Raw genomic sequence first — 21,512 nt, 5'->3', positions numbered from 1 at the left:
ATTTATCAAATTACCCCGAAAGGGGATTGAAACACAGCTCTAGTATGGTGATTGAACAGTTGCTTCTGTTTTCACCACTTCCCCGCAAGGGGACTTAATCAAAGAATGAATTTAGAAAAAGACCTCAGTGTTTTTGAGTCTGCGATTTCTGAATTAGAAACCCAGGAGGATATTCAAGTATCTACACTCTCTCGTTGTATTAAAGCTTTGGGTGGAAAATTAAAAATAGTGGCTCATTTCTCCAATGAAGAGATAACCTTAACTGAGTTCGATTAATGCTAATTGATGATAAGATTTATCCCCTTTTGGGGATGGAATTGCTTAGAATATTGAACATCAATTAAGTATCCTATAGCAATGCCACGAGCAGCTACAACCACGAAGCGTCAGCCAAAAGCCAAGTCTGCGTCTACGTCTTCAGTTCCTACATGGGCGGATGAGACTGAATTAGTGGGTTTGGTGTTTGATTTGGAAGCAACTGTTTCTGCTTCGCTTTACTCACACTATACGATTGGGCTTCATGCCTGGTTTCTGGATCAGGTGCGACAAGTTGATCCTGAGTTATCAGCTTATCTCCATGATGGCGAGTCGGAAAAACCTTTCAATATTTCGGCGCTAGAAGGTCAATTGTTACCGAGTGGGAAGCAACTGAAGTTAGTCGCTAATCAAGTTTATCATTGGCAAATTAATGCACTGTCGCCAAAGGTAGCATTGTTTCTCAAGCAGTGGTTGACTTTTTTACCTCCAACTATGGAGTTGAGTGGGACACCTTTAGCAATTAAACAGGTTAATATTGCTCATCCACCCACGACTTATGCACAATTGCTCAAATCTTCAAATCATCAATCTGTTGTTAATCTGAGTTTTGTTTCACCCACCAGTTTTCGTCGCAAAGGTCATCATTTCCCGCTACCAGTACCCGAAAATCTGTTTCATAGCTACTTGCGGCGATGGAATGATTTTTCTGGGATATCTGTAGAAACAGAGGCTTTTTTGAAATGGGTTGATGAAAGTGTGATTATTCATCAACACCGCTTGGAATCGATGAAAGTTGCAGCCGGAAAACAAGGTTCTGTTACAGGGTTTACAGGGGCGATTTCTTTGGGTTTGAGTAAAGCGGGGTTAGCAAATACTGAATTTACGCAGTTATTTTATGCTTTGGTGAGGCTTGCGCCTTACTGCGGTACAGGACATAAAACTACTTTTGGGTTAGGACAAACACGCTTGGAGTGGGTAGAACAAAACTCAGCTACAACGGCGCAGTTGTTAACCAATATGTTGGCAGAACGAATTGAAGAACTGACGGAATTATTTACTGCCCAACGCAAACGTAAGGGGGGCGATCGCACTGATAAAATTGCTTCTACATGGGCAACTATCTTAGCGCGTCGAGAAATGGGAGAATCATTACAGGCGATCGCAGATGATTTACAAATGCGCCCGGAAACGGTGAAAACCTATGTCAAGTTAGCGCGGAGAGCTATTAAGCAGCAAGGGGAGTAATATTGTGTCCGGTCAATGACTTATGATTAAAGGAGCAGAGAGAGTAGCACCTCGACTTCTCCTGTCGGAGACGCTGCGCGAACGCTCGGTGAGCGGGAACAGAGGAGAGGGTTTTAACGTTTCTGCAAAGATTTCCGGCATTATAACTAATTAAGCTAAATATTATTAGTTGTTTAATCAGCAATGTTATAACGTTGTCTCACATTGTGAATGTAGCAAGTCCAATGTGAATGTGTTCTTTCACATTCTAAATGCGTTGTTTTACATTGTTAATGCGTCGCCTCACATTGTGAATGTATCAAGTCAAATTGTGAATGTGTCGCTTCACATTGTGAATGCAGCAAGTTGTATTTATTAATTTATTTTACTGGCGTGGCAATTTTCAAAGACCTGTGTGTATGTGGTAGAAGTATAAGCTACTGTGTACACACAAATATTAATGTGGTGTATTTGCGATCGCGGGTTAAATCCAGTTCATCAGGTGATAGGGAGTTGTGGCTTTAGGTTGTAGTTGCTGATGGCTTTACGCCTCATAACTGTGTTGTTTATTTTAGTGGCCTTCTCGAATTTTGCTGATGACAGGTAGCGCGATCGCACTGCAACTATTTGAGCTTTGCTACATTATTACTAAACGTTCATATAGCCACCATCAACAACTAAATCTGCCGCAGTCATGTAAGAAGACTCATCACTAGCCAAAAACACTACCGCCGCCGCAATTTCTTCTGGTTTACCAAAGCGTTCTAAAGGTACGGTTTGCTTAATATAATTACCAAAATTTTCCAGTGCTTCTGGTGATAAGCCCATTTTGGTTTGAAAATCAGTAGGTATTAAACCAGGACTAATAGCATTTACCCTAATTTGGCGCGATCCTAATTCTGCCGCTAAATTGCGAGCCAAGGAACGCACAGCCGCTTTTGTTGCACAATAAATACTGCCCATCGCCATACCCTTTTCATTGACAGATGAAGCATTTAAAATCACACTAGCGCCGGGGTTTAGTAAACTAGAAAGCTTTTGTACAGTGAAAAACACACCTTTAACGTTGACATCAAATTGATTGTCATACAAAGTTTCGTCTATTGCTTCTAAAGCGGCAAAAAATCCGATACCAGCGTTAGCGAATAAAATATCAAGACTGCCAAATTCTGATTTGACTCTTGCTGCTAAATTATCAAGTTGAGAAAGCGATCGCACATCTGCTAATACTGGAATTACCTGAGAATTGAGTGCTTGGGCTGCGGTGTGTAAACGTTGTTCATCTTGCCCAGTAATAATTACTCGCGCACCTTCCGCAACAAACTGTTTTGCCGTCTCAAAACCAATACCTGATGTACCCCCGGTAATCACAGCAGTTTTGTTATGCAAGCGTGCCATTTACAATGCCTCCTGGTAGATAGGAATTAAAAATCAAGGGTTTAGGAAGGGTGAAGGGGTGTGGGGAGTGTGGGGAGTGTGGGGGGAAAGATTTCTTCACCATCCTCCCACACCCTTATACCCTCACACCCATTCTTTGTGCATAAGTCTTGTGGAAAAACAATTGCTTGACCTTAACATTAATGTCAAGGTTTAACGTGAGATCAGTTGTCAATGAATTCACTCTCATGGTTTACCCACAGCATTTCACCAAATTCACAAAAGAACACGCCGATATCTTAGCAGCCTTGGTTTGTGGACTGTTGTTATTTCTCGGATGGTTCGCTTTACATCTGGGTTGGTTGGGATGGGCAATGCTGTTGTTACCTGCTGCTTATATCATTGGTGGTTACGAAAGCGCCCGTGAGGGAATCACTACATTAATTAAAGAAAAAGAGCTAGATGTAGATTTGCTGATGATTGTGGCGGCTGTTGGTGCGGCTGGTTTGGGTTTATGGCGTAGAGAATATCACTTAATCATTGATGGCGCAATTTTAATTCTTATCTTTGCCATCAGTGGCGCGTTAGAAGGCTATGCAATGGGGCGCACCGAAAGGAGTATTCGCAGTTTGATGAGTTTGACACCAGATACAGCCAGGGTTTTGCATCAGGGAGATGAACAGATGCTACCCATTAGTCAATTAAAGGTGGGGGATGAAATTATTGTCAAACCCGGAGAGTTAATTCCCACCGATGGGATAATTTTGTCTGGTTACAGCACGATTAATCAAGCAGCGATTACTGGGGAATCTTTACCTGTAGAAAAAACAGTCGGCGAGGAAGTGTTTGCGGGGACACTTAATGGTTATGGGGCGCTGAAGTTGCAAGTTCACAAACCTGCTGCGAGTAATTTGATTCAACGAGTGATTAAGTTAGTCGCCGAAGCCCAAGAAACTGCGCCACCTTCCCAAGAGTTTATCGAAAAATTTGAACGGGGATATGCCAAGGTAATTGTGATGGCTGGCATATTGCTGGCAATTTTACCGCCGTTTATTTGGGCTTGGGATTGGGAAACGACGATTTATCGCGCTTTGACTTTTTTAGTGGTGGCTTCTCCTTGTGCTTTGATGGCAGCAATTATGCCAGCATTATTATCAGGCATTGCCAATGGCGCGAAACAAGGTATTTTATTCAAAAATGGCGCACAGTTAGAGAATATGGGTAAAGTCCGGGCGATCGCTTTTGATAAAACTGGTACTTTAACTACAGGACAAGTGCAAGTATCTCAGGTAATGCCCACTGAGGCATATACTCAAGCAGACGTGTTAAAAGTAGCAGCCGCTTTAGAAGCATCTTCCGAACACCCCATAGCCAAAGCCATTGTCCAAGCAGCGAATGATTTAAATTGGCAACGGGGTACTGATGTGCAAGCAATACCAGGACAGGGGATTTTGGGAATGCTTGACAATCAAAAAATTACCCTGGGCAATGCTGCTTTTATTCAGCAATATGTCACACAGCTACCCAATAAATTACAAGATTTGGCGCATAGTTGGGAATCTGAGGGTAGAACTGTAGTTTGGGTTGCCCAAAATGCGGAAGTTATCGGCGCGATCGCGATTGCAGATATGATTAGACCAGAAGCTGCTGCTACCATTCGCCATCTGCGTCAGTTGGGAGTAGAAGAAATTGTCATGATGACAGGCGATAACCAGCGTACAGCCCAAAGTGTCGCTCAAACCATAGGTATCACTCAAATTTACGCCCAACTCCTACCAGAAGATAAACTCAATCTTATCCGCAGCTTGCAGAAACAGTACGAAACTGTAGCAATGGTGGGAGATGGAATTAATGATGCACCTGCTTTAGCCCAAGCATCTGTAGGAATAGCAATGGGTAGTGCGGGTAGCGATGTCGCCTTGGAAACGGCAGATATTGTTTTAATTGCAGACAGACTCGAAAAAATAGTTGTAGCAATGGAACTCGGCAGGCGATCGCAATTTATTATTAAACAAAACATCGCCTTTGCACTGACATCCATTATTTTGTTAATGTTGGCTAACTTTCTGGGGAATATTAACCTACCCATCGGTGTCATTGGCCATGAAGGTTCAACAGTCTTGGTTACTCTTAATGGTTTGCGCTTGCTAAGGAGATTTTAAGAGGATGTTTGAAAAAGCGTAGATTAATTTGAGGAACGAAACCCAACAAAGTCTTGATTATGTTGGGTTTCGCTATCGTTCTGCTCAACTTTTTACTTTTGCCTTGTTGTACTAGCCTCTAGCCCCTAACCTCTCTCCCCTTGAAAGCTGTATCAATTATTCCTAATCACACCTTGCTTAATCAAAAACGTTTTAATAGTTGCATAAATTTGTCTTTTTTGCGCTTTACTAAAACCTCCATGTTCTGCACCTTTCACAGTAAATAATTGATTAACAGTTCCAGCTTGACGTAATGCTTGATGTAGTCTCACTGCATGACTATAAGGCACAAAATTATCTTTTTCACCATGTATCGTTAGAATTGGTGGAAGATTTGGACGCACAAAATTAATTGGAGAAACGCTTTTTGCAATTTCTATTTCTCGCGGAGAATTGCGATTACCAAACCATTGTACAGCAAAATATTTTTGATTACGTCCAATTAACAAATCATTGACATCAGTAATTCCTGACCAATTAACTATAGCAGCAACTTTGGTTGGTTTGCTTTCGGGGCAGTTTTGATTAAATTTTGTCACATCAGGCATCATTCCCGTAGTTAATGATAAATGTCCACCTGCGGAAAAGCCAGTTAAGACAATTTTCTTGGTATCAAAGTTATATTTTGAGGCGTTATTAACTACCCAATTTAAAGCACATACAGTATCTTCCACTGCGGCTGGTGCTAATGCTACCTTGGCTAATCTATATTCAATGTTAACTACAGAAAATCCCCAATCAAAATAAGGTTTAAAAAATAATTCATCTTCTTTTTCACCTTTAATCCAACCTCCGCCATGAATTACCATTAATGTAGGACGTAAGCCAGATTTTTTATTTTTATAAACATCAAGAGTTAATTTAGTTTCATTTACTTTTTCATAAACAATGTTGCGTTCTAAATTATAAACTTGGCGTTGATTTACCTGTGCAAGCTGATTAGCAAAGACTTGCCCACTATTCAAAATTATAATAGCGAGAGTAACAATAGCCGCAATGAGATAAAACTGACGATGTGATTTGGTTTTAAGTATCATAAGACTAATTAACTTGAGGTGATATTTTTAGGAATAATTAACCGCAGATGGACGCGGATGGACGCAGATAAATTTTTACCTCAGCAGACTATAAAGAGCTATAGCATTCCTAAATAATTTAAAAACCTCTATCTCCCTTGTTTCCCTGAAGTCTCTTATTCATATCAATTATTTTTTCGGCGGAGTTGCAGGTTTTGGTTTTGGTTTTAAGACACCTTCATCTATCATTCTCTTTTTGAGAATTTCAATCATAATTTTAGCGCCATGTTCAGTTGGATGTAAGCCATCGTTATACCTAACTCTTGCTTTTCTCCCTGTACTGTCAGCAGCTATAGGTGAAAATTTACCGTTGACAGCAAAGGTATTCCAATAATCAACAAATTCAATTTTAGGGTGGACTGCTGATACCTTCTGATAAATCCGATTAAAAATTGGAAAGAACTTATTATATCTAGACACATTAGATATTGGATGACCTATCCAGTAAACTTTTTTGACAGGATATTCATCGAGTAATTTTGCATATCTTTCTACACGTTCCTCATAAGCTTTTTCCCACTCTGGTGTTAACTCTGCATACAACTTTTTGTTAGCATCTAAAATATTCTGGTCATCATTACCACCAAAAATCACTACCATCACATCAGGGTTATTTTGTTGAATCAGTTCGCGTGTGCGGGAGTACCAATCATAAAAATCGATACGATTTAAGCCTGTGGAAATTTTATAAAAAACTTTAATACTTTCCAAGCCGTAATCGGATTTTTTAACATCATTCTCAAATGCAACTCCCAAAAAACTCATAATCGAATCACCCAGCAATAAGAAACGTTTTGCTGGTTCTGCTTGCTTGATAGGTGGACTAGTAACTGATGGGGTTGGAATAGTAGTTTCAGGTTTTTTTTGAATCTGAGGTTCAGGTTTTATAGGAACTTCTGTAGCTTGTGCTGTGGCTTGAGATTTTCCATCAATTTCTTTGATACTATCCCAAAAATCAGATTCAACTTTACTAAATCCTTCTAATTCAACTTGTTGGGCTACTTGTTTAACTTCAGTAGGTGCGATGGGACTAGAACCTAAACTTTTCAGAAAGATAGGTTCATTAAGCATAATCAGACTGTAAGTGACTAAACCGCAAATAGATAAAAACTTTAAGTCTTTCATAATATTATAAATCTCAAAATATTTCAAGAATTAGAAGCCAAAATAAACGAATGGTGGTACGGTATTCGGCCCTAATCTAAACACAATATAAAGTAGAGTAGATGTAAGTATGGCTTGAACAATAAAATTACGCTTGGCTAAGATATTTTGTAAATAAATACTAATTTTATCTCCATGAAAATTCATCATAAATATGATGGCGAAGGTTATATATAACTGCCAAAGATTAAATTGCGATCGCACCTCCAAATTAGATGAGAAATTCACCATCTGCTGTAAAAATTTCAGTGCAGTTTCCCAGTTAGAGGTATTGAAAAATATCCAACATAAAGTTACATAGCTAAAAGTCAAAGCACAAGCAAATATTGGCTTAAATATATATACAGCTTGTTGAAAATAAAATCGGCACCAATTTAGCCAAACTTGCGTTTGACTCCTCTGTGAAAAAACAATAATATGGCTGCTAGTTAAAGACTGATAAGATTGCTTTTTGGTTTGAAAGTTTTTCATCAAATCTTTCACAAGGTGAGTAAAAACCAAACCAATTCCATGTAAAAACCCCCAAATCAAGAAATTCACTCCTGCACCATGCCAAAAACCACCAATTACCATCGTAATTAGTAAATTAAAATGTTTCCTCAAATTCCCCTTACGGCTTCCTCCCAAGGAAATATATAAATAATCCCGCAACCATTCTGAGAGACTAATGTGCCATCTGCGCCAAAACTCCTGCAAACTTTGAGCGCAATAAGGCATATTAAAATTAAGAACTGGCGGAAATCCTAACAAGCTAGAAATAGCATTTGCTAAATCAGAATAACCACTAAAATCAACATATATATAGCAAGAATAAGCTAGTGCAGCTAAAATTAAATCGAAACTTGAGTATTGTTCTGGTAGTTGAAACGGTACTTTGATAAAGTTAAATAAAAAACTCGATAAAGTGTATTTCTTAAACAATCCAGAAATTATCAAAATAATGACTCTTTCTATCTGATAATTATATTTCTTCTCGCTGTTTAACTGTTGATAAAATTCCGTTGCTCTAGCTATTGGCCCTGACGCAATTTGCGGAAAGTAAGTAATGTAAACTGCATAATCTAAAAACTTGGGACAAGCAAGTTGATTTTTATAGCAGTCAATCAAATGAGCAATAACTCGGAATGTATAAAAGGAAATCCCAACGGGAATTAAAACTTGTAAAATTGGAATTTCGCTGGAAATTTTGAATGTATTTAAGACTTCTTGTAAAGAATCAATGAAAAAATTATAATATTTAAAAAAGCCCAGGTATATCAAGTTGATAACTATACCAAAGACCAGAAAAAAGCGTCTATTTTTATCTGTGCTGATTCCTTCAAGTATTAGAAAGTTAGTTATAACATTGGCACTTAACAATTCTAGGAAATGCCAGCCAAAGAAAGCATAAAAAATTACATTAACAATTAACAGAAAATATTTGTAAGCCAGAACGTGAGATTTTAAAAAACTGGCACAAGCAAATGTACCTATAAAGAATAGGAAAAAATCGTATGTAGGGAATAACACTGATAGTTTTAGGATGCAGATGTGTGTGAATAAGTAAGTATATTGTGGTTGAGATTAGTAAATTTTGTCTTCGGTGTATTCACTCGTTCCAAAGTCAATGCTTAAATAAATAAACGATACTTGTGAGTGAATATACTAAAACCAATGTTGAGCAGAATTAATCGCCAAACACACAAAATTTCTCTGAGTTTAATGCTACTGTTTCTGGGGATGCACATTGGTATTACTCAACAAGCAGTTACAGCCCAAACTTCAGCTTCCCCTACATCTACAACAAAATCAGTCTGCCCTGCCCAATTAGGCACACTGATAGATACTACTATTAATCGTCCCTTGTTTAGTCGCGCCCGTTGGGGAATTTTAGTAAAAAATTTAGTTTCTAGTCAAACTCTTTATAACCGTGATGGTGAGAAATATTTTATTCCTGCTTCTAATACTAAGTTGTTAACTACAGCAGCAGCACTAAAACAATTAGGTGCAGATTTTCGCATTCGTACTTCTGTTTATCAAGATGCTGATGGTAGTTTGCGTGTTGTTGGTAGGGGAGATCCGAGTTTAAAAAATGCTCAATTAACAGAATTAGCCAAGCAATTACGCCAACAGGGAATTACTCAAATTACTAATTTAATTGCTGATGATAGTTATTTTCAAGGAGATATTGTAAATCCGAGTTGGCAATGGGAAGATGTGCAAGCTGATTATGGCGCACCAGTTAACAGTTTAATTTTAAATGAAAATGCTGCCGTGTTAACTTTGTTGCCACAAACAGTAGGCAACCCATTACAAATTAAATGGGCTGATCCTACAGAAGCATATCAATGGCGAGTCGAAAATAATTCTGTAACTGTGCAGAAAGATGAACCAGGATTAGTAGAAATTAAGCGTGATTTAAAAGGGGCGGTGCTGTATTTGCAAGGACAATTACCTGTGAATGCTGCACCAGTAGTTAGTGCGATCGCAGTTTTTGATCCTACACAAAATTTCTTACGTAAATTTCGCCAAAGTTTAGCAGCAAACGGAATTTCTGTGCAGCAAACATCTATTGCTAATGGTGGTGATAATGAACGAGAAGTTGCTGCAATTGAATCTCCGCCTTTGTCTGATTTATTAACTGAAACTAATGTTAATAGTAATAATTTATTTGCCGAGGCTTTATTAAGAACTTTAGCCCATAAACAACAATTAACCAAAAATCAAAATACTGCCGATGTTGGTTTGAAAATTATGCAAGAAACCTTAACTCAATTTGGAGTTAACCCCAACAGTTATAGCGTATTTGATGGTTCTGGTTTATCGCGGAAAAATTTAATTAGTCCAGAAGCTTTGGTACAATTGTTAGAAGCGATCGCAGTATCCCCAGAAGCTAAAGTTTTTCGTGCTACTTTACCTGTAGCTGGGGTGAGTGGTAGTTTACAAAATCGCTTTCGCAACACATCAGCAGAGGGAATTGTGCAAGCTAAAACAGGTACTTTAAGAGGAGTAGTTGCTTTATCAGGATATATAGATTCACCACAATATGAACCGTTAGTTTTTAGCATTATCGTGAATCAATCTGACCAACCAGCCAGTACAATTCGCCAAGCTGTTGATGAGATTGTTGTCCTATTAACACAGTTACGTCGTAATTGTTAGCTCTACGTAAACGGCAATGTGCTATGGTAATGAAATAGAAAGTTGGCAAAACAATTATTTCAGTCATCTTTCTATAACATAAACCTCAAGATTCATATACCAATTAGCTATCACTTTAGATGTGATAGCTTTTTATATCTTTTGAATAAAAATAACCGCAGATAGACGCAGATGAAATATTGATTAAATAACATTAGTGTGATTTTGGCTAAATCTAATTTCTAGATTTGTGCTATCTGTGGCAATGATTTCAGTCGCTTCTTGTAAAAGTTGTTTTTGTTCTTGTTGGAGTGCTTCTAACCGAGAGGAAATTTCAGCTAATCTTTGCTGTTTATCTGGATAAAGAGTTTGAATGGTATTTGTATTATCTCTTGGTTGATGATGGCTGATTTTATTCCAAGTAAAACCAGTAAGTTTAGCTATACTAATAAAAATAAATTTAATTAAAGCCTGTAATAATTTTAATGGTGCTTGTAATAGAGAAAAACTGGCTGTTGTAAATAAGCGAATAATTGCATTCACCAGACCAAAAAGAATCGCCAGACTCAAGAGGATAATTACTATACTAATAATCGGGTGATTTGCAGCCCAATTAAGTGCGTGTAGTAAGCGCAACATTGTGGGATGTTGTGTGAGCCAGTCGTTAATGGAAGAGGCGATCGCACGTTCCACTGCATCTGATGTTGTATTCTTAAATTGGTCAGCAGTTTGCAAACCTTGACCAATAGAAGATTTAGCTTGTTCTAAGGTTGTTGTAGCTGTTTCTTGCCAAGACTCGCCAACTTGTTGCAGAGAATTATTCACAGAGTTAACCCCTTGGTTGACAACATTTTTCATACTTTGCCAACTTTGAGACACTCCTGACGGCAAACTGAGATTTATTTCAGGTGTCATATACAATCTCACCGAGGTTGAAATCAAACCTGCAACCCATCTTTAGGACAATTTGAGGGAATTCTGACTGAAGCCAAACTTTGGTTAGGTAAGACTTCCCAATCATAGCTGCGTAAAAGATGGGCAGCAACAATCTTCATTTCCATTTTGGCAAACGCCACCCCAATACTCTCAACATCGTAATTGCAATTTATTCATGAGATGAGCGATCGCACCAAATATGATTAAGTATAGCCATCCTCAATCATTCGATTTCAACAAGATAGCCGACTTCTAGCAGAAGTCGGCTATCTGAAAAGTAATAACTATGACTCCACTATGCAATCACAGTAAAATCAGTACTGCTCAGAGTTGGTCGATTAGACAGTTGCGCTATTTGAACTTTCGCCACACTACCAATACCATCTTGATCAAAGAATAGTTTACCTGTGTTTCTGTCGTAGATAAAGCGATCGCTGGCTGTAGCAGCACTTGAACCCAAACGGAATAAACTAGGCTCTAGTATACCTAGTGCTTGGTTAAACCCAAACTCTGACTGCGAAATTACAAAGCTATCAACGCCCGATACAAAATCAGTGATAATATCGGCATTTCCCGCCCCATTATTGAGATAGAAACCATCTCTACCATTGCCACCAGTCAGAATATCTCGACCTAAGCCACCTATGAGGATATCATTACCACCATTACCAAGCAGCATATCGTCACCCGCACCACCATTCACGGTGTCATTGCCATCTCCACCAGTCAGAATATCATTGCCATTCTCGCCATAGAGACTGTCATTACCAGCGCCACCATCTGTCATGTCATTGCCATCTCCACCATAGATGACATCGTTATTACCTAAACCGCTAATAATATCGTTACCCCCCAAACCTCGGATAACATCAACTCTGCTAGTTCCCAAAAGTATATTACTGCCGTTAGTGCCGTTAATCTGATTACTACCAAGGGTAACAGTCAGATTAACTGTAGCGGTGGTAGTTAAATTGCCATCGCTAACGGTGTAAGTAAAACTGTCAGTCCCAGTAAAGCCAATTTCCGGTGTGTAAGTAAAGGTGTTGTCGTTATTTCTGACTAAAGTACCTGTTGTGGGATTGGTAAAGCTGTTGATAGTCAGGGGATTGCTATCTGGGTCGCTATCATTAGCTAAGACATTAATAATGACTGGTTGAATGTCAGTGGTGGTGGCGCTGTCATTATTCGCAATTGGTGTTTCGTTGACGTTATTGACAGCTAAGGAGAAATTAGTAGTAGCATCGGGAGTATTACCAACTGTCGGATCATCAACAGCCACCGTTACACTGTAGTTAGAACGGGTTTCAAAATCTAAGTTAGTGTTAGCCCGCAGATACAATACAGAATTATCGATTTCAAATAAACTCGCATCTGCACCAGTCAAACTCAGGTTATTTGTGCCTCGTCCATCATCAGTAATGGCGATGTCTGCAACTTTGATGCGGTTGGTGGTATTTGTATTTTCGTTGATGCTGGTAACAGTATTATTAAATATCACCGCCGTTGGTGGTTGGTTGGCTGGTGGTAAATTGAACCTGGCAATTACAGGATCATGGTCGCTAACTTGATCAAAAAACTCTGAGTTGATATGAACTACATCATAGCCATCTAAGTTATTCACCAAGTTCTGACTTGCCAAAATATGGTCAAGTACCTGGGCGTTACCTTGAAAGTTATAGGTGTAACGCTCGTTTGCAGGTAGAGTTTCAATTAAAGAAGTCAGTCCCGCACTTTCTAATGTGGTGAGAGGATTAGAAAACTCAAAATCATTCAAGTCACCCAGCACAACCACATTCGCATTCGGGTCAATTGCCAAAATCTCTTGCACAAAGTTTCTGACAATTGTGGCTTGTTGCTGGCGTTGCGATTCACTGCTGAGGACTGGCGGTTGATTTGGCCCGAATAAAGGTTGGTCGCCACCTTTAGAGTTAAAGTGATTGCCAATGAGATAAACACTTTGACCGTTAAAGACAAATTCACCAACTAAAGGTTTACGGCTGCTGTTGAAAGCGGGGTTTGTCGGGTCAATTAACCCAGGACTAGTAGAAAGGGTAGGAGTACCATCAGCATTAGTAACGGAAATGTTCGTAGTGGAACCACCACCAGGACGGTCAACAAAGCTGACGCGATTGGGGTTAAACAAGAAGCCGACACGAATATTACCCCCAGGTTCACCACCGTTGGTATCATCCACTGGGTTAATTTGACGATATTCGTAGGTAGGGCCGCCAGCTTGGGCGATCGCATTTATTAATGTCTGAAAAGTTACACTGGCATCAACTACACTGTCATTTGTCGCCCCGTTATTATCCTGAATTTCTTCTAGAGAGATAATGTCAGGCGATCGCAAGTTATTCACAATTCGGTTAGCCAAGTTATTAAACTGGGTTTCACCATCACCCGGATCAAGATTTTCCACGTTGAAAGTTGCAACCGTCAATTGATCAGCAGTGCCTGTTAAGTTTGTAACTTCTCTTTGCAGAGTAGATGGCTGTACTACCGTCGGTGCAGATGAAACTAGGACTTCATAATTGTTGAAATCATAGCTAACCACACCTGTAATTGTACTGAGTTGAGCGCCGACATTTACATCAGGTAATGTCACTGTGCCATTGATTAAATCATCAATCTGAATCCGTTCTGGGTTACTGTCGGTGGCTGTAATCAAGCTACCACCGCGCTCAGTCCGGCTTGTGGCATTAACTCCATTGTCAGCCAGTACCCAGATTTCCTCAGAAGTACTAAAGTTGGCAGTGGGAGAGGTCGCCACGGGATTATTAATTTGAATCAACATCCCTTCTACACTTTCGTAGAAATCAATACCTTCATTTACAGGGTCGAAATCTCCACTGGTTTCTACATTACCGCTAGTAGCAAAGTCATCGTTGATTACCTGGGTGGGAATCGTCCGTCCGCCATTGCCCAGTATTGTTGGAGTAATAGTTGTAGTTGGTGCATCCGTCCAAGCACTCACACTCAGGCTTTGTACACTGTTATTATTGCCAATTTGAGTAATAGTCAGGTTGTTAGAGCTACCACCAGGACGAAACTCTGATACCGTACCACTAACTAAAACCGCTTCGCCAACTGTGCGGGCGCTGAGAAGAGTAGAAGTAGTCCCGGTGAAGATAAAAATCCCTTCAGAAGTTGCATCATTGTTATCGGGATTTGGGTCTTGGATGTAGAAACCGTTAGAAGCGATCGCTGTAACAATCCCGGCGACATTCACCACACCTTGGCCATTGAGGGGTGAAATATGTGCAGTGCCTTGAATATCATGAATACGAATTGCCCCAGGCGCAACATCATTATCAGCAATTGTTACGGTGGCTGTGGCAGTTGCACCTAAATCATAATCCGCAGTGTCTACAAGTGTCAGAGTAACTGTTTCATTCCCTTCCAGCAGCGAATCATCCACGGGTGTGATTGTGATATCCACAAAGGACTGTCCAACAGGGATGACAACACTACCCGTCAAGTTTGGTGTGTAGTCTGTCTGATTTGCACCACCCCCAACCGTGTAATTAACAGTCAGCGCATTAGTTGTATCGCCTGTGCGGGTGATGCGGAAAGTTCCGGGGTCGGCTGCTGCTTCGGCGGCGGTTGCATCTGTAGCTGCGATCGCCACTGTGGGAACCGCAGGCGGTGTAACCCCAGTAGAAAGCGAAAAATCATCAATTCCCAAACCATCATCTGAACCAGAGGCGTTAAAATCCACCCAACGGAACCAAAAGGTGCCTCCACTAGGGATATTTAGCCCTGTAATACTTGCGGTGATTTGGCTGCTATTAGTATTTCCATCTAATGCTCCTGCGGTTCCAGTAGTTACAGGGGAACTGAAATCTAAACTATCAACATCTACCCAAGTTCCTGTATTTAAAGATGTTGCATCCAGACTGTACTGAAAATCCAAGCGATCAGCCCTACCAGTTGCACCCAAACGCCATTGTTCACCTCTATAGGACAGATTCAATGTTGTAATTGTGCTACCTGTTGTATTTGTAAAGTTTGCGCCGATTGTAGGAGTTATCGTACCTGAAAGCAAGCTTCCAAAAGCTCTCTCACTAGAACCTGTCGCGCCAAAACTATATGTATCCCCTGCGTTATTAGAGCCAGTACCAGCCGTGTACTGTCCGTTGACATTTGCACTGGTTCCAGTTTCTAACAATGCCCAACCATTAGGAAGTACACTACTATTCCCAGAAGATGCCAAAGTATCAAAGTTCTCAGAATAAGAGCCATTAAATTGAATCGACATTATTATTTTTCCTCAGATGTATAGCTCATGAAATTTAGAGCGATCGCCAGATGTGCTTCGCTCGTAAACATAGAATTACGCTTCAATCAAGCAGTCCCGATAAAACAAGTTCTATGCGACTGCATTGAGTGTTTTTGTATATACAGCAAATTAAGTAGAGACTAATTTTTCTGTGTAAATCGTCCCCGAAAATTTACTTAATCAAGGTTAAGGAAATACTAGGAACAGGTAAATTTAGAGAATATTTCAGGACTTACGCAATAACTCTCTCAAACTCTTATAACTTTGTGTCCTACCCTTCGGGAAGCCACTTCGTGTCTATGCGTCCTTTGCGGTTCGTTTTTTCATACTTTTGCGTAAGTCCTATTTTTATAAAAAAGCAAAAAGCAAGTGAGTTATGCTCACCTGCTTTCTTTACTGTTTGGATATTTTATCAAGCTGCTCAGTTGTAGTTAGGTCGGTGGAAATAAACCAAACTTATGAAAAGTCCGACAATAACATCACTGACCACGACTAACCGGATCTACCCCAGCAAAAGTTAAGAAATCAGTCATCCGAAAATCTTGAGGTTTACCAGTTTTAGTGGGTAAAGTCGGCACCCAAGACGGATTTACATTGAGATAAGAATTTGGGTCAACCTGAAGCAGACCGATAATTACCTCACCAACAATCCGACCGCCAACTTGGCCTAGATGCAAGCCTTTTTCTTTCAGTTCAGCTTCTTTGAGGATGTAGTACCAAAGCGGTGTGGAAGTATCGAAGGTAGGGTAAATACTCCGCAGTTCTGCCAAGTCGTACTTACTGAGTACAGGTACACCCATCCTCTGGGCAATGCTTTGACCAGATGGTAGTAACCAAGTCAGGTGTCGGAGCAGGTTACGTTGGATAAGTGAAGTCGGAGGAGTACCTGAACCAATAGTCTGAAGTGGCAAGTTAAACAGTGGGCTAGAAATTTTCGTATCGATTAATTTATTCGGTCTGACTTGATTATCTCCAAAGTCGAAAAATGTCTGCCAGCCAATAAAGCGTCGTGCTGCTCTTGCTCGACCACGGAGGTCATCTGGATCAGGTTTTCCCTCTTGAGAAGGATCAAAAATGAATGCAAAGAATGGCTTGCCATTGTCTCCAGCTAAGTTAGCTCGGTAGGAAGGCCGGATCATACTGTGACCGATACGATAACCAATTTGAAACTCAACCGGGATAAATCCTCTATTTGGCAAGGGATTATAAAATTTACGCCCATTTTTTAATATGTCATTTACCATATCTTGACCAACTACCAGGGGCAAAAATTCATGGAGGATTGTCCATTGGTAGTGCCATGTGGTCAATTGACGAGCCTGACGAAAAACATCATCGTTCGAGGTATTAGGAGACTGGGATCTAACCAAATCCACCAGATGGTTGTGGAAGCTATAGAACGCAGTTACCAATCCACTGATAATAAGATGCTGATCGCCGCGTGGGTCGGCAATAATCGCTCGATTGTTTGCGTCTCTCGGTAAATCCTCAAACAAGCCGCCACTTTCAAGTTTCAGCTTAATTGGATCTTTAGGGTCGTAGAGATTTGGCGAACCTATCGGCCCAGAACCGTAGATATTATCAAGGTCAAAGGCTGCGGTTCGAGAGTTTGTGGCGGAGACTGGAGGTGTTACTTGGCCTAGTCGAGATGTCGTATCAAAGGTAATGTCAAGATCCAAAAACTGGGACATAAAGGTTGTACCAGCTGTATGGGTGGGGTTGTTGGGATTGTTAACGTTGAGAGTAGGATCAGTGATCAGGGCTATTGGCCCTGCGGCTAAATTGTCTTTAGCATCTAAGATACCCCCTGGTTTACCCATTTCCATCAGAGCATTTTTAACAATTGGGCTGGGTGGTGCAAAGGGTGGTAGATTACGAAACATCCGGCCGAATCTACTGGGTAGAGTTGCATCAACAGACTGTGCTTTCACTTCTCGGTCAAGAAAACCACCCACGATCACACCGATAGAAAAAATAGCAGTAATAGCGATCGCTAACACAGAAAGGATTTTCTTTTTCAAGAGTGCTTTATCTTTTGAGCCTTTAACTTTTGGGCTATTCATAATTTTCATTAGGACTATTTAACAAACAACCAAGTATGTGCAGTTATAAAATATGCACAAAACTGACTCTATCTATTTACGTCAGCCACAGTCCTTGTAAAACACAGAATTAATCTCGGATTTTACTTTTAAAAATAAGGGAAAACACAAAAATAATAAAAACCTCAAGGCAATGCTAAACCTTTATCTTTGCAAGCTAACCTACCTTCTTCCTGTATTAAATTTGCCAATTAAAATCTATAACAACAGCAAACTTACAGGACAGTGGTAATTATTTTTACAGAGAAAATAGAGGTTTTTATTAGCTTATTTAAAAATTACAGAAAGTAATAAATGAACAAATCTCATTAATTAAAATCAGATTGTAATATCTACCACTGCCACGGTCACATTTATTCATAAGCTTAGTCAACTCAGTTTTATTTAATGACTCCAAATCACGTAAATTTTATGAACCCTGATAAATGATTAAATAGAGGCAATTAAACATCAAATACAATACTTAAAGATTAAATTTGATATTTATCTTTTTAAGGTCAAACATCATAATATTATATTGATGTGCAATCCTCGTGTAGAGGTTGTGTATATTTCGTGTAGAGAATCCTGACTAAATTTTCAACGCTGCTAATGAGATGAGTATCATGATGACTATTTCAAGCGATATCCTAGTCCATGAACAGTTTCAATGAAGTTTTCTGCTGCACCTAACGCCTTCAGCTTTTGTCGAATGCACCGAATATGGGATCTGATTGTTTCTTCAACAGGAGATTCATCAACTGACCAAACTTGTTCAATAATGCTAGAACGACTTAGTACTCGTCTACCATGAGCCACCAGTAATTCTAAAATTGCATATTCTTTGAGAGTTAATGATAGGGGATAGCCATCATAAGTAGCTTCATAGGTGCTAGGATTTAGGTACAATTTTTCCCATAACAGACTCATTGTGCTGCTGGAAGTACCTCGTCTAAGTAATGCACGAATTCTAGCCATTAACTCTTCTAAATCAAATGGTTTGGCTACATAATCATCTGCGCCAGCATCTAACCCAGCAATCTTGTCAGCTACGGTGTCACGGGCTGTTAACATTAACACTGGTATAGTCGCATTACGATGTGCAGCATTGTTGATGCCGACAGTTCGTAACTGGTGACAAAACTTAATTCCATCTAGCTTAGGCAAGGTTATATCCAGAACTATCAAATCATATTTCATAGATTGTGTAGAGTTCCAAGCTGCTTCTCCATCTTTAGCAATATCCACCACATATTGCCGTCTGTTGAGTGCTTCTGCTAGTACTTCTGCGAGTTGAATATCATCTTCAACTACTAAAATCCGCATATTTGATCTTTTATTGAGTAACAGGCAAATATATCAGCAATGCCTTAAATTTATCATGTATAAGTAAATATTGTTTAACTCAATTTATGACTCAGCAATTGATCAAATGGACTTTCCCCGGAAAATGGATTATGGGAGGTTTTGGTTTAACTCTGTTGCTGATGGTAATTATCTGTTTTGTTTCGTTAAAGAACACAGATGAAATCAAATCTGGAGCTAACAGGGTGCAGCAGACATATCAAACTCTCAATGCTTTGACAAATTTCTATGGCGCAATGACCGCCGCAGAATCAGCTAGACGAGGATATATTTTTTTAGGTAGTAGTCAAGATTTGCAGCGTTATTATCATGCAACGGCAGATATGCGCTCTCAACTGCAAATATTACAAAAACAAATACATGAGTCTGGTAGTCAAGAAAAACGATTGGTCAGTTTAAATTTATTAGTCAATCAGAGATTATCTCTGTTAGAGCAATCTATAGAACTTTACCAAAAAGATGAAAAAGCATTTTCGGTACAAAATAATATTACTGTTAGTAGTGTTCAGATTCGCGAAAAAATCTTACAGGTCATTGCAGAAATTAAAGCAGAAGAACAAACTCATCTCCAAGATTCATTAGAGCAATCAAAACAAAGTATTTATTTCCGAGTTTTTATAGAAATTTTTACAACATTTTTAATTTTAATCATAATTCTTGGTTTATGTATAATTCTGGAAAAGCAATGGATTAAACGTGAGCGAATTAGAGACTTAGAATTTTCTTTAGCTCAAGAAAAGAAAATAGGTGATTTAAAGATTCAATTATTTTCTATGATTTCTCATGAATTTCGGACACCCTTAAGTATAATTTTACTTTCATCACAGTTATTAAATGAAAGTCTCGAAAATTTAGTAGATGAACAGCATTTAAAGAATATTTTTCGTATTCAATCTTCTGCTAAAATCATGAATCATATATTAACGGATATATTAATTTTAACGCGAGCCGAAGCAGGACAGTTAGATTTTAAATTACAAGTAATAAATTTAGAAAATTTTTGTTTGAATTTAGTAGAAGATTTACAGCTTTTTGCTACAAAAGCAAATATGATCAGATTTCAAAAAATTGGTTCTATTTTTAAAGCTAATATTGATGAGAAGCTTTTGTATTCTATTCTCAGTAATTTGTTATTAAATGCCATTAAATATTCAAATAATGCAACCGCAATTTATTTAATATTAAAATGTGAAGCGGAACTGATCACTTTTCAAGTTATTGATCAAGGAATTGGTATTCCATTAGCAGAGCAACATAAAATATATCAGCCTTTTTACCGATGCCAAAATGTTGAAAATATTGCTGGAACAGGATTAGGGTTAGCAGTTGTCAAAAAATGTGTAGAGCTACATCAAGGAGAAATTATCGTAGAAAGTCAAGTAGGTACAGGTACGACATTTACGATTATGATTCCTCAAGAAAACACATAAGGATGCAAGATTGTGAAGGTATACTCCTAGCTTGAAAGTCACCGAAGTTTGCTCAACGCGGGGAACCCGCGCACGCAACTTCTCGCTGAGTACTGAGTAAAAATCTTAGTACAGGACTTACGCAAAAATTAATTAATTCTGTGTGAGTAGTTATTAAACCGCAAAGGGCGCAAAGGACACAAAGTGATATTTGCTAACAAAACCATTGTTCTCACGGGTGCATCGGCTGGAATTGGCCGAACGCTGGCAATTTCGTTAGCCCAGCAGGGTGCAAATTTAGTTTTGGCTGCTCGCAATCAAGAAGGATTAGAACAAACGCTGAGTGCTTGTACAAATTATCCTGCGGAGGTGATTGCAGTCCCGACAGATGTCACTCAACCAGAAGCTTGTCAGCAGTTGATGGAAAAAGCGATCGCTAAGTTTGGAAAGATTGATATCTTAATCAACAATGCCGGCATTGGAATGCTGACTTGCTTTGATGAAGTGACTGATCTTTCAATTTTTGAACGGGTAATGCAGGTTAACTATCTGGGTGCGGTCTACTGTACTCATTATGCCCTGCCCTACCTGAAAGCCAGTCGAGGACTATTGGTGGCAATTTCTTCAATTTGCGGCAAAACAGGTGTACCCACTCGTACAGGTTACGTTGCTAGTAAACATGCTATGCAAGGTTTCTTTGACACATTGCGGATGGAACTGCACCAAACAGGAGTAGATGTAGTGGTTATTTCGCCGGGTTTTGTCGCCACAGATATTCGCCAACGAGCCTTGGGCGCAGATGGAAAACCATTAGGTAAAAGTCCGCGTGATGAAAGCCAAGGCAATATGTCGGTGGAAGAGTGTGTGCGTCAAATTATCTGGGCAATGGAGCGCCGTAAACGAGAACATATCATGACTTTGAAGGGTAAGATACTGCCTTGGGCAAAGCTAATTGTGCCAGGATTGGTTGATCGTATTACTGCTGCTACCATTCGCAAGACAACTGCCACTTAAAAGTGATG

Annotated in this window: 15 protein-coding genes; 6 read left to right on the top strand and 9 right to left on the bottom strand. The window is 39.4% G+C overall.

Annotated elements, in window-relative coordinates; all coding sequences use genetic code 11:
• Positions 1-105 precede the first annotated feature (105 nt).
• Together H6G75_RS08920 and cas6 are read left to right on the top strand one after the other, a co-directional pair.
• The gene (locus tag H6G75_RS08920; protein WP_190979588.1) at positions 106-276 is read left to right on the top strand and encodes a hypothetical protein; all 171 of its coding nucleotides are present in this window, start codon (positions 106-108) and stop codon (positions 274-276) included.
• Between the two features lie 81 nt (positions 277-357).
• Positions 358-1,503 carry a CRISPR-associated endoribonuclease Cas6 gene (gene cas6, locus H6G75_RS08915; protein WP_190979587.1) on the top strand — a complete coding sequence of 382 codons (1,146 nt, stop codon included), beginning with the start codon at positions 358-360 and terminating at the stop codon, positions 1,501-1,503.
• Positions 1,504-2,130: 627 nt separating this feature from the next.
• On the opposite strand, the gene H6G75_RS08910 is transcribed toward cas6, so the two are convergent.
• Positions 2,131-2,880 (bottom strand): glucose 1-dehydrogenase, encoded by a 750-nt coding sequence (locus tag H6G75_RS08910; protein WP_190979586.1) that lies wholly within the window; start codon positions 2,878-2,880, stop codon positions 2,131-2,133.
• A gap of 227 nt (positions 2,881-3,107) precedes the next feature.
• Between H6G75_RS08910 and H6G75_RS08905 the strand changes: the two genes are divergently transcribed.
• Positions 3,108-5,021, top strand: a complete 1,914-nt coding sequence (locus H6G75_RS08905) for a heavy metal translocating P-type ATPase (RefSeq protein WP_190979585.1) — start codon at positions 3,108-3,110, stop codon at positions 5,019-5,021.
• Between the two features lie 152 nt (positions 5,022-5,173).
• Here the strand turns inward: H6G75_RS08905 and H6G75_RS08900 are convergent, their stop codons facing one another.
• The 3 genes from H6G75_RS08900 to H6G75_RS08890 form a co-directional block, all read right to left on the bottom strand.
• Positions 5,174-6,097 carry an alpha/beta hydrolase gene (locus tag H6G75_RS08900; protein ID WP_199337771.1) on the bottom strand — a complete coding sequence of 308 codons (924 nt, stop codon included), beginning with the start codon at positions 6,095-6,097 and terminating at the stop codon, positions 5,174-5,176.
• A 168-nt stretch (positions 6,098-6,265) separates the two neighbouring features.
• On the bottom strand, positions 6,266-7,261 hold the full coding sequence (locus H6G75_RS08895) for a DUF459 domain-containing protein (RefSeq protein ID WP_190979584.1): 996 nt from the start codon (positions 7,259-7,261) through the stop codon (positions 6,266-6,268).
• A gap of 30 nt (positions 7,262-7,291) precedes the next feature.
• Positions 7,292-8,560: an MBOAT family protein gene (locus tag H6G75_RS08890; protein ID WP_199337769.1), complete on the bottom strand. Its 1,269-nt coding sequence runs from the start codon at positions 8,558-8,560 to the stop codon at positions 7,292-7,294.
• Positions 8,561-8,953: 393 nt separating this feature from the next.
• Between H6G75_RS08890 and dacB the strand changes: the two genes are divergently transcribed.
• A complete protein-coding gene (gene dacB, locus H6G75_RS08885) occupies positions 8,954-10,441 on the top strand; it encodes a D-alanyl-D-alanine carboxypeptidase/D-alanyl-D-alanine-endopeptidase (RefSeq protein ID WP_190979582.1) in 1,488 nt (495 codons plus the stop codon).
• A gap of 183 nt (positions 10,442-10,624) precedes the next feature.
• On the opposite strand, the gene H6G75_RS08880 is transcribed toward dacB, so the two are convergent.
• The 5 genes from H6G75_RS08880 to H6G75_RS08860 all read right to left on the bottom strand — a co-directional run bounded on the left by H6G75_RS08880 (position 10,625) and on the right by H6G75_RS08860 (position 19,042).
• Positions 10,625-11,335 carry a hypothetical protein gene (locus H6G75_RS08880; RefSeq protein ID WP_190979581.1) on the bottom strand — a complete coding sequence of 237 codons (711 nt, stop codon included), beginning with the start codon at positions 11,333-11,335 and terminating at the stop codon, positions 10,625-10,627.
• 23 nt (positions 11,336-11,358) lie between these two features.
• Positions 11,359-11,496: a hypothetical protein gene (locus H6G75_RS08875; RefSeq protein WP_242051484.1), complete on the bottom strand. Its 138-nt coding sequence runs from the start codon at positions 11,494-11,496 to the stop codon at positions 11,359-11,361.
• Between the two features lie 155 nt (positions 11,497-11,651).
• Entirely contained in the window at positions 11,652-15,614 is a 3,963-nt protein-coding gene (locus H6G75_RS08870) for an Ig-like domain-containing protein (RefSeq protein ID WP_190979580.1), read from the bottom strand.
• A gap of 500 nt (positions 15,615-16,114) precedes the next feature.
• Positions 16,115-17,698 carry a heme peroxidase family protein gene (locus H6G75_RS08865; RefSeq protein ID WP_190979579.1) on the bottom strand — a complete coding sequence of 528 codons (1,584 nt, stop codon included), beginning with the start codon at positions 17,696-17,698 and terminating at the stop codon, positions 16,115-16,117.
• Between the two features lie 651 nt (positions 17,699-18,349).
• The gene (locus H6G75_RS08860) at positions 18,350-19,042 is read right to left on the bottom strand and encodes a response regulator transcription factor (protein ID WP_190979578.1); all 693 of its coding nucleotides are present in this window, start codon (positions 19,040-19,042) and stop codon (positions 18,350-18,352) included.
• A gap of 86 nt (positions 19,043-19,128) precedes the next feature.
• On the opposite strand from H6G75_RS08860, the gene H6G75_RS08855 reads away from it, so the two are divergent.
• Both H6G75_RS08855 and H6G75_RS08850 read left to right on the top strand, forming a co-directional pair.
• Positions 19,129-20,511: an ATP-binding protein gene (locus H6G75_RS08855; RefSeq protein WP_190979577.1), complete on the top strand. Its 1,383-nt coding sequence runs from the start codon at positions 19,129-19,131 to the stop codon at positions 20,509-20,511.
• Positions 20,512-20,694: 183 nt separating this feature from the next.
• Positions 20,695-21,504, top strand: a complete 810-nt coding sequence (locus tag H6G75_RS08850; protein ID WP_190979576.1) for an SDR family oxidoreductase — start codon at positions 20,695-20,697, stop codon at positions 21,502-21,504.
• The last annotated feature ends 8 nt before the right edge of the window (positions 21,505-21,512 follow it).

The organism is Nostoc sp. FACHB-280 (assembly GCF_014697615.1).
Classification (GTDB): domain Bacteria; phylum Cyanobacteriota; class Cyanobacteriia; order Cyanobacteriales; family Nostocaceae; genus Nostoc_B.
This window is presented reverse-complemented; position numbering and strand designations above follow the sequence as displayed.

Excerpts from the sequence above, each read along its gene's own strand:
- H6G75_RS08920 (WP_190979588.1), top strand. The coding sequence starts at position 106 with ATGAATTTAGAAAAAGACCTCAGTGTTTTTGAGTCTGCGATTTCTGAA.
- cas6 (WP_190979587.1), top strand. The coding sequence starts at position 358 with ATGCCACGAGCAGCTACAACCACGAAGCGTCAGCCAAAAGCCAAGTCT.
- H6G75_RS08910 (WP_190979586.1), bottom strand. The coding sequence starts at position 2,880 with ATGGCACGCTTGCATAACAAAACTGCTGTGATTACCGGGGGTACATCA.
- H6G75_RS08905 (WP_190979585.1), top strand. The coding sequence starts at position 3,108 with ATGGTTTACCCACAGCATTTCACCAAATTCACAAAAGAACACGCCGAT.
- H6G75_RS08900 (WP_199337771.1), bottom strand. The coding sequence starts at position 6,097 with ATGATACTTAAAACCAAATCACATCGTCAGTTTTATCTCATTGCGGCT.
- H6G75_RS08895 (WP_190979584.1), bottom strand. The coding sequence starts at position 7,261 with ATGAAAGACTTAAAGTTTTTATCTATTTGCGGTTTAGTCACTTACAGT.
- dacB (WP_190979582.1), top strand. The coding sequence starts at position 8,954 with ATGTTGAGCAGAATTAATCGCCAAACACACAAAATTTCTCTGAGTTTA.
- H6G75_RS08880 (WP_190979581.1), bottom strand. The coding sequence starts at position 11,335 with ATGACACCTGAAATAAATCTCAGTTTGCCGTCAGGAGTGTCTCAAAGT.
- H6G75_RS08870 (WP_190979580.1), bottom strand. The coding sequence starts at position 15,614 with ATGTCGATTCAATTTAATGGCTCTTATTCTGAGAACTTTGATACTTTG.
- H6G75_RS08865 (WP_190979579.1), bottom strand. The coding sequence starts at position 17,698 with ATGAATAGCCCAAAAGTTAAAGGCTCAAAAGATAAAGCACTCTTGAAA.
- H6G75_RS08860 (WP_190979578.1), bottom strand. The coding sequence starts at position 19,042 with ATGCGGATTTTAGTAGTTGAAGATGATATTCAACTCGCAGAAGTACTA.
- H6G75_RS08855 (WP_190979577.1), top strand. The coding sequence starts at position 19,129 with ATGACTCAGCAATTGATCAAATGGACTTTCCCCGGAAAATGGATTATG.